This window comes from Clostridium phoceensis, assembly GCF_001244495.1.
Classification (GTDB): Bacteria; Bacillota; Clostridia; order Oscillospirales; family Oscillospiraceae; genus Lawsonibacter; species Lawsonibacter asaccharolyticus.
Genome location: NZ_LN866274.1, coordinates 654,112 through 670,989 on the forward strand (window position 1 = coordinate 654,112; position 16,878 = coordinate 670,989).

The following is a 16,878-nucleotide window of genomic DNA, read 5'->3' on the forward strand; positions in this document are numbered from 1 at the left end:
AGCAGCTGGGATCAAGCGGCGGCGGAGGAAATGGGGTATCATAAGGGGGAAGACACATTAATGGAAGGAGCGGTGGAAATGTATCAGTGGGAGCGGCAGATCCAGAGCATCGTGGACGAGATAGACCGGTGTATCCGGCAGCAGGACAGCGAGGCGCTGACCCTGCAGGCCCTGTCCCGTAGGCTGGGCTACTCAGAATCTTATACCACCCGAAAGTTCGGGGAGATCTCGGGCATGCGGCTTCGGGATTATCTGCGGGGCAGGAGGCTGGCCTTTGCCCTGAAGGAGGTGCGGGACAGCGAGAAAAGCCTGCTGGACATTGCGCTGGCGTATGGATTTTCCTCCCAAGAGGCGTTCACCCGGGCCTTCCGGCGAGCCTATGGCGTGCCCCCGGGGGAGTACCGACGCAACCCCAGGCCCGTGGTGCTGCGTACCAAGCTGCGCCCCATTGACCGGTACTTTTTCGGTACGGAGGAGATAGGCATGATCGGCTCCTGCCAGGGGGTGAAGATCTACTTTGTCACCATCCCTGCCCACAAATTCCTGTATCTGGAGGACCGGGAGAGCAACGGCTACTGGGACTTCTGGCAGAGACAGGCCGAGATCCCGGGGCAGGACTACGACACCGTCTGCGGCCTGCTGGACAGCATCAAGGGAAAGCTGGACGACAGCGGCGGGAGCGAGGCCAACTGCGGGAGCGGCCAGATCATGGCCTACCGGAACGACCCGAAAGGCCGTCTGTGCGGCTGGGGGATCCCCCGGACCGAGTGCTGGGGGGTGAGGCTCCCCTCGGATTACGGGGGCGGGGTGCCGCCCCAGCTGCGGCTGATGGACGTGCCGGAGGGGGAGTACGTGGTGTTCGAGCATGGGCCCTTTGACTACGAGGGAGAGAACCGTGTCGTGGAAGAGCGGATCGAGGCCGCCATGGCCGGCTTCGACTACACCGGGGCTGGCTGCCGCCTGGATCTCACCCCCGGGCGGCTGATGTATTTTTACTATGACCCCGGGCGGTGCTTCAAATACGTCAGGCCGGTGGAGCGCCTGGAGGGCGGGGCGTCCGGACAGGGGTGAGGAGAGCGGAACAGGGACGGGGGGCCGGGAGACCGGGCCCCCGTTTTTTTGCCCCCGGCAGGGGGGCCGGAACTTTTTGGGAGCGCGGACGTCTAAAGGAGCAGAGACAGCAGGCAGAAAATTTTCCGTTCCGTGCAGCAAAAGGGCGGGCTCATCCGTCTGAAGGGATAGAAAGGGGGGAGCAGGGGATGTCTCAGATATCCAACCGGCCGGTGGATTGGGAGACGCTGGTGAAAGAGAATGAGGACCGCCTGTACCGGGCGGCGCTGGCCATCCTTGGGGACGCCCAGGAGGCGGAGGACGCGGTGCAGGACACCTTTTTAAAATTTCTGGAAAAGGCTCCGGCGGAGTTGGACAGTCCTCCCGCCTGGCTGATGCGGGTGCTGGTGAACGGGTGCCGGGACCGGCTGCGGGCCGCCTGGCGGCGGCGAAGCGCCCCCCTGTGGGAGTCCCTCCCCGCCCCAGAGCCGGAGGAGCGGCAGGAGCTGGAGGAGATCTTTTCCCTCCCGCCGGCAGACCGGGCTGTCATCCATCTGTTTTACTACGAGGGACTCTCCACCGGAGAGATCGCCCGGCTCACAGGACAGGCGGAGGGGACCGTCCGGTCCCGGCTCTCCCGGGCCCGGGCCCGGCTCAGGCGATTGCTAGAAGGAGAAACAAAATGAATCAATACAAAAAGTATATGGACCGGCAGGGGGTATCCCCGTCGCTCCGCGCCCGGCTGACAGCGCTGGCGGAGGGTGACGGGCCCGCCCCTGCGGGGCGGGCTCCCCACCGGTACCGGTGGGGAATACTGGCTGCCTGCTGTGTGCTGGCAGCAGGACTGGCCTGGGCCGGCGGCGTCCGGCAGCCGGATGGGGCCGCCCAGGCTTACAGCATGGACAGTGCCGGGATGCAGTCCGCCCAGAGCGGGGCCGCGCACCAGGGGAGCTCCGAGGCCATGGAGGAGGATGAAAAGCAGCTCTCGCCCCCTGTGTGGGCGGTGAACTACCCGGACATTGGGACGCTGTACCGGGGGGAGGAGGGCCTGGGGGCAGCCTTGACAGACCAGGCCCCGGCAGCGGAGACACGGAGCCGGGCGCTGACTCCAGAGGAGCTGACCGCCCTCTTTCGGGAGGATCTGCTTCGGGAGCTGGGCTGGGACTGCGGCCAGCTGGGGGGAGAGGTCCTGTATGACGCTTCGGGGGCCCTGCTCCGGGTCACGGTACGGGGGGGCGGAGTCGGGGAGGAGGCGCAGACCTCTTTCGCCCTCACCCTGGCTCCGGGAGACCTGCCCTCCCCAGGGGAGGCCGTCCCCGGCGGGACAGTGACGGAGGTGAACGGGACGGAGGTCACTGCCTGGCGACTGACAGGGGACCTGGACGGGGACGGCAGGGCAGAGGGGCTGTGTCACAGCCAGTTTCTGACCGGAGACATGTGGGTCGTCCTGGAGACTGAGAGCCGGGCGTCTGCCGGGGCGGAGGAGCCCTGGGAGGAGGCCGCGCGATGGAGTGACAGCTTCCTCTCCGCCGTTCTGCAGGGGGAAGGAGACGCCCTGACGCTGGACCATCTGCTGGAGGCGGAGCCGTAAGAAAGGAGCGGAGAGAGATGAAAAAATGGATCGTTCCGGCGGCGCTGGTGTTGATGCTGGCGCTGGCTGCCTGCGCTCCGGCCTGCGTTTCAGAGCGGGCCCCGGCGGGGGGAGAGAGCAGCGGAGCGGGGGAGACCACCGGGACCCAGGTCCTCTCCGATGGGGAGAAGGCCCTGGAAGAGCTGGCGGAGCCGCCGGCGCTCACCGTATCCTGCGGCTGGGACCAGATCACCCTGTCCTGGTCGGGGAACGCCAGCTGGAGCAAAGCGGGACCGGATGGGGAGGGGGAGACCTGGATTGCCTGCGGCCTCCACCCCCTGGACAGTCAGGAATACCCGGTCCTCTATACCGGCATCCCCGCGGGGGCGGGACAGACAGAGGGGGGAGGAGTAGCCTCCCTCGCCCCGGCGCTGACGCTGGCCTTCGAGATCCAGCCCACACAGGTGACCCTCCGCCGCTGGCCCGCTGAATATATGGGGCGGACCCAGGAGAGGGAGGACCAGGCGGAGGCCCTGGAGGCGGAGAACGGGACCGTTCTGCTCCCGGGGGACGGGGACTGCGTGTATGAGATCTGCGCCCAGTGGGGTGATGTGGGCTCAGCCAGCTATGTGTTCCGCACCCGACCCCAGACCCGGCCGGAGCCCCTGACTGGCCTGGCGGAGCTGTACTGCCGGGCCTTGAGGGACCTGTGGGAGACTGATCCGGGCCTGAACAGCGGCGCGGAGCTGCTGGCCTTTGACTGGACCGGCTGCACCGGCCTGACGGAGCGGGAGCAGGAGGGGGTCATGGAGACCTTAGGTGCCGAACTGGGGCTGGACACCCGCCGGGGCACCCTGGAGGAGCTGGCGGAGGAGGGGCTGATCCGGGCGGACCCGGACAGCGGCTTTGAGGAGTTCCCCGCCGGGCTGCTGCTCACCGTGGAGGACAGCATCGAGGCGGACGGGAGACACACCTTTTCGCTCCAGAAATACCGCTCCAGCCTGGGGGCCTACTGTTTCTATGACTGCACCGCCCAGCAGGAGGGGGACGGCTGGAGCTATGCCGTGGGGGCGGAGATGATCTCCTGAAGGGAGGAACCAATTTTTAAAATTTTTAAAAGAGAAAAAGTCCCTCTTGCCGAATCGGGGCGAACTGGTTATACTGGACAGGTATATTGCCGAAACAGGAAAGAGGGGAACAGCTCTGGCACGCATACAGACACAGCGGGGAGGAAAGCGCCGAAAGCGCAGCCCGCTTTTTCGGATCGGAATGGTGCTCTACGGAATACTGGTGGCTTTATCCGCCGTGATCGTGGGGGTGTACGCGGTGTGGAACCTGACGGTCCGGCCGCCTGAGATCCCCCAGGAGCCCGACCCGGCCCCCCCCGCCGGCAGCGGGAGCCAGGCGGCGGAGCCGGTGGAACAGGAGCAGCCCGCAGGACGGCAGCGGCGGGGGGGTGGGGGCCATTTCGTCCTTCTGGGCCGGGGCAGGGGGAGCGCGCAAGCCCACACCCCCCGCGTGGGGCGGTCCCGCTGGGGGAGCCCGGNCGGCGGTAAACCGGGACTGGAGAAAGGACCCCAAGATCAACGGAGCCTACGCGGGGGCGGGGGTGGACGTGCTGAAGGAGGAGATCGAGCAGACCTTCGGCATCCCCATCGACTACTACATCTATGTGGACCTGAAGGGATTCGTGGCCCTGGTGGACGAGCTGGAGGGGGTGGACGTCTATATCCCGGAGGAGATGAACTATGACGACCCCTATCAGGACCTGCACATCCACTACACCAAGGGCCAGCACCACCTGAACGGTCAGCAGGCCATGGAGGTGGTCCGCTTCCGCCACAACAACGACGGGAGCGGTTACACCGACGTGGGTCGGGCGGAGATGCAGCGCCAGGTGCTGGTGGCCCTGGCCAAGAAAGTGGTCTCCTGGAACTCCCTGACCAAGGTGCAGGAGTTCGTGGAGATCTTCCAGGAGTATGTCAAGACAGACCTGTCCACCACCGACATGCTCTACTTCGCCAGCCAGGCAGTGGGAGTGGACCTGGATACCGGCATCACCCAGGGCACTCTGAAGGGCCGGGGCGAGGGCGTGGTCCGGGGATACAAATACTGCTTTGTCTTCCAGGCGGAGGACATCCTGCCCACCCTGAACGAGCTGGTCAACCCCTACGACCAGCCGCTGACCGAGGAGGATCTGGATCTGCCCCAGGCGGAGTACTACTGGAACGGCACTGTCATCAACTGAAACGAGAACACCGCGCCCTCCGGCCCAGAGCCGAGGAGGCGCGGTGTTTTCTATTGCGGCGGTCCGCTAGGCAGGGAGCTCTTCTGACTCCAGGGCGGGAGCGGTGCATCGGAGGATGTTGAGGTCATACAGCCGGATCAGAGCAGCCGCCAGCACCAGCAGGGAGGCACGGGCATTGCGCCCGGCCGAGGCACAGGCTGCCGCCCCCTGGGATCGAGCGGTGCAGAGAGTCTCCAGGGACAGCAGAAAAAAGTAGCTCAGGGAGCCAACCACCAGGGCGGAGACGGCCAGCCGGGCCGGGATCAGGTCCGGCTCCGGGATGTCCTCTCCAGAGAGGAGGGAGAGAATGGCTCCGCGCTGCCGGGAGAGGATGGCCCAGGAGAGGGCGGTAGCCCCGGTGAGGAGAGCCAGGAACAGCAGAGAGGTGTCCAGGGTGTTCAGCTGGCCCCGCAGGGCGTCCCATCCCGTCTGCTCCAAGCCCGGCACCCCCGTTTCCACCATGTTTTACAGCCCTCTATCCTATGCCGCCCATGGGGAGCAGGTGAAAAAAACGCCTCCCTGGCTGAAGGACCGGGGAGGCGCAGTCAATTCAGGCGGGAGAGCCGGTCCAGCACATCCTGGAACCAGCCGGGGAGGGGACACTCCAGCTCCACAAGCTGTCCAGTGGAGGGATGGGTGAACCGCAGCCGCCGGGCGTGCAGGCACTGGCCGGCCAGGCCGGGCACCGGCTTTTTGCTGCCGTAGACCACATCGCCCAGCAGAGGGTGGCCGATGGAGGCCAGGTGGACCCGGATCTGGTGGGTCCGTCCCGTCTCCAGGCGGCACTCCACATGGGTGAAGCCCGGGTAGCGCGCCAGCACCCGCCAGTGGGTCACCGCCTCCCGGCCGTTCTGCCGGTCGACGGCCATCCTCTTCCGGTCCACAGGGTGTCGGCCGATGGGGGCGTCCACGGTGCCGCGATCCTCCCGCAGCCCGCCCACCGCCACCGCCTCATAGACCCGGGACAGGCTGTGGTCCTGGAGCTGGGCGGCCAGGGACAGGTGGGCCCGGTCGTTCTTCGCGGCGATGATCAGGCCGCTGGTGTCCCGGTCGATGCGGTGGACGATGCCGGGGCGCAGGGTGCCGTTGATCCCAGAGAGGGTATTTCCACAGTGATATAGCAGGGCATTGACCAGCGTGCCGTCCGAATGGCCGGGGGCGGGGTGTACCACCATCCCCACCGGCTTGTTGACCACGATCACGTCCCCGTCCTCGTACACGATGTCCAGGGGGATATCCTGGGGGACCAGGTCTACCGGCTGGGGGGCGGGGATGTCCACCTCCAGCACGTCTCCGGGGGCGGTGCGGTAGTTTTTCCGCACCGGCCTGCCTGCCAGCCGAACCGCGCCGGCCTCCAGCAGCCGCTGGGCGGCGGAACGGGTCAGGTCAGGCACCACCCGGGCCAGGAAGGCGTCCGCCCGCTCGCCGGGACGGTCAGCGGTCCGCGTCAGCGTGCTCATGGAGGGTCCCCTTTCCTTCCAGCTTCTCATAGAAAAAGACGTAATAGACGCAGGCGGCGATCCCGCCCACCACCACGCAGATATCGGCCACATTGAAGATGGCGAAGTCCATAAAAAGGACGTTGAACATGTCCACTACATAGCCCTGGAGCGCCCGGTCGATCAGATTGCCCACCGCGCCTGCCAGGACCAGGGTGAGGGCGCAGCGGCCGAAGGGGTGGGCAAAGAACTTCTTCCACACCGCCACGCCCAGCACCACGGACATGACGGCGGAGATCAGGGTGAGCAGCCAGGTGTGCTCCTCCAGCATGGAGAAAGCGGCGCCGGTATTTTGAAAGTAAGTCAGCTCCACCAGGTGGGGGAGGAAGGGGACATGGCCCCCCAGGGGGATGTTGTGGCTGACCAGATATTTCACCAGCTGGTCCAAGGCGACAAGGGCGGCGGCGAGCACGGCGTAGGGCATGGTGGTCCTCCTTTGGACAGCTCCCGAAAAGCGGGAGTTTTTGTTTTATTTTAGCACCTCGCGGCCGGGAGCACAACAGCGAAATGGGGAAAATCGGCTGGAAAGGGCCGCAGGGGCGGCGCTTCGCTTGCTTCTTGGGGCAGACTATGATAAAATGATACAAATTCCCGCACAGGAGCGGGCTTTTGGGGGGAGGGCAGACCTCCCCAGCTGATTTGAGGCCGCGCCGGGGAAAGGGCGTGTCTGGTCCGCGGAGCACCGCGGGCGGTGAGAGGGGGCCTTGGATCGGACCAGACATGCGGAAAAGGATGAACAGAGATATGGAAATCAACGGCGAGATCGTCAACGACAAGGTCCGGTACGCGGACCTGAACCTGTCCCCGGAGCTGATGCGGGCCATCGACAAAAAGGGCTATGTCCAGGCAACCCCGGTCCAGGCGGGGGCCATCCCCTACTTCATGGAGTGGAAGGACGTGATCGCGAAGGCCCCCACCGGAACGGGCAAGACCTTTGCCTTCGGCATCCCTATGGTCGAGCACGCCGATCCCCAGGGGACCCAGGTCACCGGCCTGGTGCTGGCCCCCACCCGGGAGCTGGCCATCCAGATCCGGGACGAGCTGCGGGACCTGTGCGCGTTCAAGGAGGGGGTGCGCACCGTGTGTCTCTACGGCGGGCAGCCCATCGACAAACAGATCCTCCAGCTGAAAAAGGCCCCCCAGATCGTGGTGGCCACCCCAGGGCGCCTGATGGACCATGTGAAGCGGCGCACCGTCCGGCTGGATAAGGTGGAGACGGTGGTGCTGGACGAGGCCGACCGCATGCTGGACATGGGCTTTGTCCGGGATGTGACCCGCATCCTGGACCTGATGCCCAAACGGAAGAACCTGGGCATGTTCTCCGCCACCATTTCCCGGGAAGTGATGGATATCTCCTGGGTGTACCAGCGGGACCCGGTAGAGATCACGGTGCGCGCCGACCAGGAGAACAAGCCGGACATCCTCCAGTACCGCCTGGAGGTGGAACGGAACCGGAAGGTGGACACCATGGTACGCCTGATGGAGCTGGGGGGGTATGACCGGGTCATCGCCTTCTGCAATACCAAGAACATGACCGACCGCCTCACCGGTCTGCTGAAGATGCGGGACATCTCCTGCGAGGGCATCCACGGGGACATCCAGCAGCGAGTGCGGGAGAAGACCCTCCAGCGCTTCCGAAACGGGGAGCTGCGGGTGCTGGTGGCCACCGATGTGGCCGCCCGGGGACTGGATATCGACGATGTGGACGCGGTGTTCAACTACGACGTGCCCGACGAGAACGAGTATTATATCCACCGCATCGGCCGGACGGGCCGGGCCCGCCGCCGCGGGGCGGCCTATACCCTGGTGTCCACCATCACTGAGAGCATCCGGCTGGATGACATCCGCAAGAACACCGGCAACGAAATCCGGGCCGTCCGCTTCAACGAGGCGGGGGAGCTGGAGGAAGTGGGAGGGAACGGGTGAGAAAGTGGCTGCGGCCGGACTGGCGGGCGCGTCTGCTGGATCTGTTCGCCTGTTTTCTGATCCCGCTCTACACCCTGCTCTTTACCCATGACACCCGCTGGTTCACTACGAATTTTTCCGTGATCGCCGCCGCCCGGGACCAGCGGCACGGCTTTTTCCTGTGGGGGATGCTGGTGGGGGTCTATCTGCTGTGCGTCCTGCTGCCGGTGATGGCCGCGCTGCCCAGGCCGCTGTGGCCCCGGCTCTGCCTGTTGGGAGGCTTCCTGCTGCTGCTGTCGGCAGTGGTGCTGCCCTATACCCCGGATGAGCTGCCGAAGATCGCGGATCTGCATGTGATATGCGCCTTTACGGCCAGCTGCCTGCTGGTGCTGTCCCTGTTTCTGCTCCTGCTCCAGAAAGCGCGGCAGGACCGGCAGCGCTATTGGGACTGTATGAAGTGGCTGGGAGTGACGGTGCTGCTCTCCCTGGTGCTGTTCGCGATGGTGGGGATCATCAGCAGCGCGCTGGAGATCTTTTTCGTCCTCTCCACTACCGTGCTGGCCCGGCGGCTGTGGTATCTGGAGCGGGGCGGTGGAAAAAATTAAAGCATTTTTAATCCGTTCCCTATGATTTTTTCAGGTTCTGTGTAGTATCCTATCCACAGAAAGAACGTTTCGGCGATCTCATGGAAATGGAGTGAAGCATGTCATGGAGAAAAAGAAGCTGTATAAGACAGAGGGGCCCTATAAGATGGTGTGCGGCGTGTGCGGCGGCATCGCGGAGTACTTTGACATCGACCCCACTCTGGTGCGGGTAGGCTGGGTGATCGCCACCTTTGTCACCTTCTCCACTGCCTTCTGGGTCTATCTGGCCTGTGCCGTCATCATGCCTCGTAAAAGCGACGTGTACCCCGGATACTGAGGAGCACAGGGCCGCCTGCCCCTCACTGAGAGAGGGCAGGCGGTATGTCTGTCTGAAAAAGAGGAGGATACGGCATGACGCAGATACGTCTTGGGACCCCAGGCGATGCCGCCCGGGAGCGTGAGCTCTGGCAGTTGGCCTTCGGGGATGACGGGGCCTATGTGGACAACTTTTACCAGACCTATTACAAGCCGGAGCGGATGCTCCTGCTGGAGGAGGACGGCGTGGTCCAGTCCATGACCGCCTGGTTCGATACTCAGCTGGTCCTCCCCGGGGAGGGCCGCTTCCGGGCGGCGTACCTCTATGCCGTGGCCACCGACCCGGCGGCCCGGGGCCGGGGGCTGGCGGGCCGGCTGCTGGCGGGGGCGGACGAATACTTCCGCGGTCTGGCCATCCCTGCGGTGACCACCGTCCCGGCGGAGCCCTCCCTCCACAACTTCTTCGGGGCCAACGGCTTCCGAGAGTGCTTTACCCTGTTCCAGGAGGCCCTGGACCCAGGTGAGCTCCCTGCCCCCGCCTGGGACAACCCCCTGCGCCCCGTCTCTCCGGCGGAATACGGGGCCGTGCGGGAGAAGATCCTGGCAGACTGCCCCCACATCGCCTACCCGGAGGAGGCGCTGGCCTATCAGGCCGGATGCTGCGCCCTGTCCGGCGGAGGCCTGTTTGCGGGGGAGACGGAGGACGGCCCTGTCTGCGCCTGCGCCGAAGGGGACGGGGCGGGGCTGGTGGTGTATAAGGAGCTGCTGGGCACGAAACTGCGGACCGTTCTGCCCCATCTGCCCCGGATGGTCCCGGGGGAGCGCTTTCTGGTGCGGGGCCCTTTGGCCCAGCGTCCGGCAGCGTCCGGCGGCTGGCAGTTTGGGATGCTCAAGTGGCTCTCCCCGGATCGGGAGGAGGCCTGGGACTGGTCCCGCACCGCCTATCTTGGACTGGCATTTGACTAAAATCCTGCATTTTCTCCGCTGCCGCGGCCATCTTATGAGGCCGCGGCCTTTTTTGGGAAAATCGATCGATTTTTTAAATGGGATGTTTTGTTTTTCTCATACCACAGTTTTTTTGTTGTGGTAACATCCACAAAAAACGTGCTTGCGCTCTGCTGGAATTGTGTTATGCTATACATGAAGAGGGCAAAACGGAGCCCCTTCCCTGAAATGAAGGGAATCCGTCAGATTTTGACCAAACACACACATATATCAATTAGGAGGAATGAGTGCAATGAGCAAGTATATCGACCGAGTTCTGGAAGAGTGCCGTCAGAAGAATGCCGGCGAGCCTGAGTTCCTGCAGACCGTGGAGGAGGTCCTGACCTCCCTGGCCCCCGTGATCGACGCCCATCCCGAGTATGAGAAGGCATCCCTTCTGGAGCGGATGATCGAGCCCGAGCGGACCATCGAGTTCCGTGTCACCTGGCTGGATGACCAGGGCCACTATCAGGTCAACCGCGGCTACCGCGTCCAGTTCAACGGCGCCCTGGGCCCCTACAAGGGCGGCCTGCGGTTCCATCCCTCCGTCAACCTGTCCATCATCAAGTTCCTGGGCTTTGAGCAGGTGTACAAGGATGCCCTGACCGGCCTGCCCATCGGCGGCGCCAAGGGCGGCTCTGACTTTGATCCCCGCGGCAAGAGCGACGCCGAGGTCATGCGTTTCTGCCAGGCCTACATGACCGAGCTGTACCGCCACATCGGCCAGGACATCGACTGCCCCGCCGGCGACCTGGGCTGCGGCGGCCGTGAGATCGGCTATATGTATGGCCAGTACCGCCGTCTGGTGGGCGCCTCCGAGTTCGGCGCTCTGTCCGGCAAGGCCGTGACCACCGGCGGCTCCATCATGCGCGCGGAGGCCACCGGCTTTGGTGCCGTGTACTATCTGGTGGAGGTCCTCAAGCACGAGGGCGAGTCTATCGAGGGCAAGCGGCTGGCCATCTCCGGCTTCGGCAACGTAGGCTGGGGCGTGGTGAAGAAGACTGCCGAGCTGGGCGGCAAGGTGGTCGCGATCGCCGGCCCCGACGGCTACATCTACGATCCCGATGGCGCTGTCACCGACGAAAAGATCAACTATCTGCTGGAGATGCGCGCCTCTGGCCGCGACAAGGTCCAGGATTACGCCGACAAGTTCGGCTGTGAGTTCCATGCCGGGGAGAAGCCCTGGGGCCTGGGCGCCGACAAGGTGGACATCATGATGCCCTGCGCCACCCAGAACGATGTCAACATGGACTCCGCCAAGAAGATCGCCGCCAGCGGCATCAAGTACTACATCGAAGTTGCCAACATGCCCACCACCAACGACGCTCTGGAGTTCCTGAAGGAGCAGAAGCACATGGTGATCGCCCCCTCCAAGGCCGTCAACGCCTGCGGCGTGGCCGTGTCCGCCCTGGAGATGGCCCAGAACGCCGAGCGGCTGTACTGGACCGCCGAGGAAGTGGACGCCAAGATGCATCAGATCATGGCGAACATCTATCACTCCTCTGTGGCGGCCGCCGAGCGCTACGGCCTGGGCTATGACCTGGTGGCCGGCGCCAATATCGTGGGCTTCCAGCGCGTGGCCGACGCCATGATGGCTCAGGGCATCTTCTGATCCCGATTTCCTCATCCTGATCCCCCTTCCAACTGTGCAGGGCGCCGCGGTCTCCCGTCAGGGAGACCGCGGCGCCTCAGCTTATGGAAAAAGCCTCCCAGAGTCCGCACCCGCAGGCGCGGATCAAGACCTGATCTGTTTTCCCCGGCGGCATGTGCGCTGGGGAAAACATTTCTCAGGCTGTAAGTGTGGGGTTTGTCCGCCGCAGGCGCACAAACCCTGCGCACGGCAGACTGGTGCTTTTTCGAAAAAGCGGCACAGTCACTCTTTTGACAGTACCGATGCCTTTTTCCGCCGGCCCCTGTTGATAAAGAGTTATTTTGTGTCGCTAATTGGTGATTTCAGTCCTTGTTTTTTCCCTCCGCTGTCTATATACTATAAGGCAGAGAGAACCCCGCCCCTTTGAGGCCCCTGCCAAGGGGGACCGGCAGAGGGAGACTTCGCCCCGGGAGCGCAGAGCGGAATGGGGCGCAGAATAAAATGGTGCAGGAGGCGCAGCATGGCTGAGGCAATTTTGGTGAACCGGACCCGGTTCACCTCTTCCCTGAAAAATGAGCTGATGAAGGATTTTGATATCCTTGCTCAAAAGACCCGGATCCCCAAATCCAGACTGCTCGATGAGGCCATCGAGGACCTGCTCAAGAAATACGAAAAGCGGCTGGCGGAGTAAAAGGCTCCAGACAAAAAGGACGGGACCGCCCCTGCGGGGGCGGTCCCGGTCAAAACGGGCCGATCAGAATTCCGCGTTGCCCACCGTTCTCGGGTGCAGCTCCACGTCCCGGATATTGCTGATGCCGGTGAGGTACATGACCATCCGCTCGAAGCCCAGGCCGAAGCCGGCGTGCCGGCAGGAGCCGTACCGCCGCAGATCACAGTACCACCAGTAGTCCTCCGGATTCATGCCCAGCTCCTGGATGCGGGCCTCCAGCACATCCAGCCGCTCCTCACGCTGGGAGCCGCCGATGATCTCACCAATGCCGGGGACCAGGCAGTCCGCCGCAGCCACGGTCTTTCCGTCGTCGTTCTGGCGCATATAGAAGGCCTTGATCTCCTTGGGGTAATCGGTGACAAAGACGGGGCGCTGGTACACCTGCTCCGTCAGATAGCGCTCGTGCTCGGTCTGGAGGTCGGCGCCCCACTCCACCTTGTAGTCGAATTTGTCATTGTTCTGCTTCAGAAGCTCCACTGCCTCGGTGTAACTCACCCGGGCGAAGTCAGAGGAGGCTACGTGCTCCAGCCGCTCCTTGAGGCCCTTGTCCACAAAGGAGTTGAAGAAGTTCATCTCATCGGGGCACTTCTCCATCACAGTGCGGATGATATACTTGATCATGGCTTCTGCGGTGTCCATGTAGTCGTTCAGATCGGCAAAGGCCATCTCCGGCTCGATCATCCAGAACTCGGCGGCGTGGCGCTGGGTGTTGGAGTTTTCCGCCCGGAAGGTGGGGCCGAAGGTGTACACGTTGCCGAAGGCCATGGCGAAGTTCTCGCAGTTGAGCTGGCCGGAGACGGTGAGGCTGGCCCGCTTGCCGAAGAAGTCCTGGGTATAGTCCACGGTACCGTCAGGATTTTTGGGCACGTTGTTCAGGTCCAGGGTGGTCACCTGGAACATCTCGCCCGCCCCTTCGCAGTCGCTGGCGGTGATGATGGGGGTGTGGACATAGACGAAGCCCCGGTCCTGGAAGAAGCAGTGGATGGCGTGAGCGGCCACGGAGCGCACCCGGAAGGCGGCGGAAAACAGGTTGGTCCTGGGCCGCAGGTGCTGGATGGTGCGTAGATACTCCACAGTGTGGCGCTTTTTCTGAAGGGGGTAGTCGGGGGTGGAGGCTCCCTCCACAGCGATGGTCTGGGCCTTGACCTCCAGAGGCTGCTTGGCCTGGGGGGTCAGGACCACGGTGCCGGTGATGATGAGGGCGGCCCCCACGTTCTGGCCGGCGATGTCCTTGTAGTTGTCCATCATGTTGGCGTCCATGACGACCTGAAGATTTTTGAAGCAGGAGCCGTCATTCAGTTCGATAAAGCCGAAGGTCTTCATGTCCCGGATGGTCCGGGCCCAGCCGCAGACGGTGACTGTCTGTCCGCCCAGCTTGTCCTGGTCGGCGAAGATGGCGGCGATGGTGGTGCGGTTCATAGGTGATCCTCTCCATTTTCTGTGACTCCGGGGCGCCGCGGGCGTCCCGGGTATTCTTTTGTTCATTATAGATGCTTTTCCGCTAATTTACAAGGGAAAACGGCGATTTTATGCGGAAGGGGCTGTTTCCGGCCCGAGTCATTGAAAAGCGCGGGTAGGTATGATATGATGGACCCCGCCAATTGTGTGAAGGGAGGGTAAAAAGTGTCGGATTTTGACTGTGATCCGCTGTTTTCCAGGCTTTACCTGGAGATGTTGGAGCAAATGACGGCCTACTCCGCGCGCAGGCTGGGCGATATCGGCCTGGCGGAGGACGTGGCACAGGACACATTCGCGGAATGTTGGAAGAACTGGGAGCAGGGACAGCGGGTGAAGCACCATCCAAATCCCAGGGGCTGGCTCTGGGAGGCCCTGAAGATCAAACTCAAGAAGATGCGGGAGGACATGGAGAAGGTCCGCACGGTGCCGCTGGACGAGCTGGCCCACCCGCCTGCGGCACCTGTGGAGCGGAGGCTGTATCTGAGCGACTACCTTCCGCCCGACACATCCCGGGCGGACCGGCGGATCGTCCGCCTCCGGCTGGAGGGCTACCGCTATCAGGAGATCGCGGAAAAGATGGGCATGACGGAGATCCAGTGCCGGGTACGCCTGTTTCGTCTGAGGGAGAAGCTGAAAAAATTTGAAGAAACTTTGGGGAACCTGTAACGAAATGAAGTTTTTTAAGGATATAAAAAGTAAGGAGGTGTCGAGATGTCGGAAAAGCGAGTCGCCCCGCCGGACGGGGGGAGTGGGGACTTGGTTTTAATCCAGCGGCATCTGGAAAATTTATCTGCCGGCGAGATCCTGGAGGAATTGGACGCGCGGATGGAGGAGATGACGGATCAGAGCTGTGACCCGGAGCTGATCCGCCTCTATCTGGACGTCCTGGAGGAGAAGGAGCCCCTGGGCCTGGAACTGGACCCGGAGGCATCCCTCCAGCGGTTCCTGGAGGAGCGCGCCGGCGAGGAAAGCAGGTCCACGCCGCCGGAGGAGCCGGCGGCCCAAGCGGCAGTGTCCCGTCCTGCCGGCCTCCGCCGTTTCCGCCATTTTCCGCGCACACTGATCGCTGCCGCCGTGGTCGCCGTCCTCTTTGGCCTGGGGAGCATGGCCGGCAGTTCCAGGCTGTGGGAGTCCGTGGTCCATCTGACCCAGGGCACGCTTCAGATCGTCCCCCCCGGGGCCAGCCAGTCCGGCCAGACCTCTGCCCAGCCGCCCCTGGAGGAGCTGGAGTTCACCTCTCTTCAGGAGGCGCTGGATGCGTATGGCATCACCGAGCCGCTGGCGCCCAAGTGGGTGCCGGAGGGGTTTGAATGTAGCGAAGTTATGACCAACTTTGATTCTGAGTTTTTAAGAATTATTGCGATATATGAATATAACGAGCGACAAGTTAAAATAACAATTCGCCGATATAATTCAGAGGAAGCACTTGATAGGGTATCTGTTGAAAAAGAAAACGGGCAGCAGGATGAAAAATACATTAGAGGCGGTGTGGAACATTCTCTTGCTCAAAACAGAGCGATTTATACCGCGTCATGGACCAATGGGCTCAATATAGTATCGATTATAGGAGATGTGACGGAGGAGGAGCTGGAGCAGATGATCGACTCCATTTATACTTAGAAAAGAGAACAGAGAGGAAAGAGAACCGATGAAAAAGAAGATTTCCCGCGGCTGCGCTGTGCTGCTGGCCTGTGCCATGCTGGCCGGACTGCTGATGACCACCGCCTTTGCCCGTGCCAGCGACTATTTGGCCATATACAGTGTGTGGGCGAGTGCCAAGAGCGACGGCGTAATTCGGATTCATGCAGATGTGGAAGCTGTTCGCACCTCGGATGAGGTCGGTGTGGCTTACATGACAATTCAAGAATCCAAAGATGGAGGAAAGACGTGGACAACATTAGAAACCTTCACTAAAGAAGATTTAGATATGTATGAAGAAGATACTCCCGCATATTATGGGACCTTCGATTTTGAAGATACCGTTATCGGGCGGGACTACCGTGCCTTGGTTGGTGTGTACGCCGAGCGGAATGGCGGCAGCGACGGCCGCTCCGTCTACACCAACGAGGTGACGGCCAAAAGATGACGGATGGTACACCATATGGAGCGGACTCGCCCCGCTGGTGACACGGAGGTGGAGCGGACAGACCGTTCTGGTCCTGTCTGTGCTGCTTCTGTGGCAGACGGGTGCGGGCCGGAGGACGGGCTGATCCTTCAGACCGGCGGGGAGCTGATGGCGCTAAAATGGCGCTTTTCCAGGCTCCTGTACACCTGGAGGAGGGAGAACGAGCTGACCCAGGAGGAAGCGGCCGAGCGGTGCGGGGTGTCCCCCCGGCACTATCTGGACATGGAGGCCGGCCGGGTCAACCCCAAGCTGTCCACGGTGATCCATATCGCCAGCGAATCAAATATCAGTTTAGATGTGTTGAAAAGCGAGGTGAGAGGGACTCATGCAGTATCTCTACCGCCCGAATGAGTGCCAGATGACCTTTCAGGAGGCAGGGGCACGGCAGGTGTACGGGATCGACTGCTATCGGCGGGACAGGAAAGACGCGCCGCCGGTGGCGCAGTACCGGGACGTCTCCATTGACCGGGGAGAGATGGACCGGCTGGCCGATCGGTGCAACCGGGGCCAGCTGGACCCCCTCCAGCTGGAAGACGTGATCCTGGACGCGATCCTGTAAAGAGAGCACAGAGCCAATGAAAACCGGCCCGGCCGGCGGACCTCCACCCGCCAGCCGGACCTTGAAAATTGAAATAGACGGCGCCCCCGCCACAGGCGGGGGCGCCGGTTCAGCTTGTGGAAAAAGCGGGAAAAACAGCCCCGGTTTTTTTTGAACGGGGGGCAGCCGGGGATGGTGGGCCCCCGGACCCCCTGGTTGAGCATCTCCAGCAGCAGGGCGGG

General features: G+C 62.9%; 20 protein-coding genes. 16 read left to right on the forward strand and 4 right to left on the reverse strand.

Annotated features, from left to right (window positions below; genetic code table 11):
- Positions 1-78: 78 nt before the first annotated feature.
- From BN1969_RS03870 to BN1969_RS03890, 5 genes are all read left to right on the forward strand, one after another.
- Positions 79-1,071 (forward strand): helix-turn-helix transcriptional regulator, encoded by a 993-nt coding sequence (locus BN1969_RS03870; RefSeq protein ID WP_050623099.1) that lies wholly within the window; start codon positions 79-81, stop codon positions 1,069-1,071.
- Between the two features lie 188 nt (positions 1,072-1,259).
- Complete coding sequence (locus BN1969_RS03875) at positions 1,260-1,736, forward strand: RNA polymerase sigma factor (protein WP_050623100.1); 477 nt, start codon at positions 1,260-1,262, stop codon at positions 1,734-1,736.
- Positions 1,733-2,641, forward strand: coding sequence for a hypothetical protein (locus BN1969_RS03880; protein ID WP_050623101.1), 909 nt, complete (start codon positions 1,733-1,735; stop codon positions 2,639-2,641). Before BN1969_RS03875 ends, BN1969_RS03880 begins: the two co-directional genes overlap by 4 nt.
- A 17-nt stretch (positions 2,642-2,658) precedes the next feature.
- Positions 2,659-3,708: a hypothetical protein gene (locus tag BN1969_RS03885; protein ID WP_050623102.1), complete on the forward strand. Its 1,050-nt coding sequence runs from the start codon at positions 2,659-2,661 to the stop codon at positions 3,706-3,708.
- 368 nt (positions 3,709-4,076) lie between these two features.
- Positions 4,077-4,868, forward strand: a complete 792-nt coding sequence (locus tag BN1969_RS03890; RefSeq protein WP_050623103.1) for an LCP family protein — start codon at positions 4,077-4,079, stop codon at positions 4,866-4,868.
- Between the two features lie 66 nt (positions 4,869-4,934).
- Here BN1969_RS03890 and BN1969_RS03895 read toward each other — a convergent pair whose 3' ends face one another.
- The 3 genes from BN1969_RS03895 to lspA all read right to left on the reverse strand — a co-directional run bounded on the left by BN1969_RS03895 (position 4,935) and on the right by lspA (position 6,830).
- Entirely contained in the window at positions 4,935-5,369 is a 435-nt protein-coding gene (locus tag BN1969_RS03895; protein WP_050623104.1) for a hypothetical protein, read from the reverse strand.
- A gap of 83 nt (positions 5,370-5,452) precedes the next feature.
- Positions 5,453-6,367: an RluA family pseudouridine synthase gene (locus tag BN1969_RS03900; protein ID WP_050623105.1), complete on the reverse strand. Its 915-nt coding sequence runs from the start codon at positions 6,365-6,367 to the stop codon at positions 5,453-5,455.
- Positions 6,342-6,830, reverse strand: a complete 489-nt coding sequence (lspA, locus tag BN1969_RS03905; protein ID WP_050623106.1) for a signal peptidase II — start codon at positions 6,828-6,830, stop codon at positions 6,342-6,344. Before lspA ends, BN1969_RS03900 begins: the two co-directional genes overlap by 26 nt.
- A 320-nt stretch (positions 6,831-7,150) precedes the next feature.
- Between lspA and BN1969_RS03915 the strand changes: the two genes are divergently transcribed.
- The 6 genes from BN1969_RS03915 (at position 7,151) to BN1969_RS16945 (ending at position 12,476) form a co-directional block, all read left to right on the forward strand.
- Positions 7,151-8,332, forward strand: a complete 1,182-nt coding sequence (locus BN1969_RS03915; RefSeq protein ID WP_050623108.1) for a DEAD/DEAH box helicase — start codon at positions 7,151-7,153, stop codon at positions 8,330-8,332.
- Positions 8,329-8,916: a hypothetical protein gene (locus BN1969_RS03920; protein WP_082203492.1), complete on the forward strand. Its 588-nt coding sequence runs from the start codon at positions 8,329-8,331 to the stop codon at positions 8,914-8,916. The genes BN1969_RS03915 and BN1969_RS03920 overlap by 4 nt, the downstream gene beginning before the upstream one ends.
- 103 nt (positions 8,917-9,019) lie before the next feature.
- Positions 9,020-9,232, forward strand: coding sequence for a PspC domain-containing protein (locus tag BN1969_RS03925; protein WP_050623109.1), 213 nt, complete (start codon positions 9,020-9,022; stop codon positions 9,230-9,232).
- Between the two features lie 74 nt (positions 9,233-9,306).
- Positions 9,307-10,176, forward strand: a complete 870-nt coding sequence (locus BN1969_RS03930) for a GNAT family N-acetyltransferase (RefSeq protein WP_050623110.1) — start codon at positions 9,307-9,309, stop codon at positions 10,174-10,176.
- A 271-nt stretch (positions 10,177-10,447) separates the two neighbouring features.
- Positions 10,448-11,806, forward strand: coding sequence for an NADP-specific glutamate dehydrogenase (gdhA, locus tag BN1969_RS03935; protein ID WP_050623111.1), 1,359 nt, complete (start codon positions 10,448-10,450; stop codon positions 11,804-11,806).
- Positions 11,807-12,305: 499 nt separating this feature from the next.
- Positions 12,306-12,476, forward strand: a complete 171-nt coding sequence (locus BN1969_RS16945) for a ribbon-helix-helix domain-containing protein (protein WP_077138689.1) — start codon at positions 12,306-12,308, stop codon at positions 12,474-12,476.
- A gap of 63 nt (positions 12,477-12,539) precedes the next feature.
- Here the strand turns inward: BN1969_RS16945 and asnS are convergent, their stop codons facing one another.
- Positions 12,540-13,934, reverse strand: coding sequence for an asparagine--tRNA ligase (gene asnS, locus BN1969_RS03940; RefSeq protein ID WP_050623112.1), 1,395 nt, complete (start codon positions 13,932-13,934; stop codon positions 12,540-12,542).
- A 204-nt stretch (positions 13,935-14,138) separates the two neighbouring features.
- Between asnS and BN1969_RS03945 the strand changes: the two genes are divergently transcribed.
- The 5 genes from BN1969_RS03945 to BN1969_RS03965 are packed head-to-tail and all read left to right on the forward strand — an operon-like array spanning position 14,139 to position 16,657.
- On the forward strand, positions 14,139-14,639 hold the full coding sequence (locus tag BN1969_RS03945) for an RNA polymerase sigma factor (RefSeq protein ID WP_050623113.1): 501 nt from the start codon (positions 14,139-14,141) through the stop codon (positions 14,637-14,639).
- Positions 14,640-14,684: 45 nt separating this feature from the next.
- Positions 14,685-15,593, forward strand: coding sequence for a DUF4367 domain-containing protein (locus BN1969_RS03950; RefSeq protein WP_050623114.1), 909 nt, complete (start codon positions 14,685-14,687; stop codon positions 15,591-15,593).
- Positions 15,594-15,621: 28 nt separating this feature from the next.
- On the forward strand, positions 15,622-16,059 hold the full coding sequence (locus BN1969_RS03955) for a hypothetical protein (RefSeq protein WP_050623115.1): 438 nt from the start codon (positions 15,622-15,624) through the stop codon (positions 16,057-16,059).
- 15 nt (positions 16,060-16,074) lie between these two features.
- Positions 16,075-16,449 (forward strand): helix-turn-helix domain-containing protein, encoded by a 375-nt coding sequence (locus BN1969_RS03960; RefSeq protein WP_050623116.1) that lies wholly within the window; start codon positions 16,075-16,077, stop codon positions 16,447-16,449.
- A complete protein-coding gene (locus BN1969_RS03965) occupies positions 16,424-16,657 on the forward strand; it encodes a DUF6514 family protein (protein ID WP_207642592.1) in 234 nt (77 codons plus the stop codon). The genes BN1969_RS03960 and BN1969_RS03965 overlap by 26 nt, the downstream gene beginning before the upstream one ends.
- Positions 16,658-16,878 lie beyond the last annotated feature (221 nt).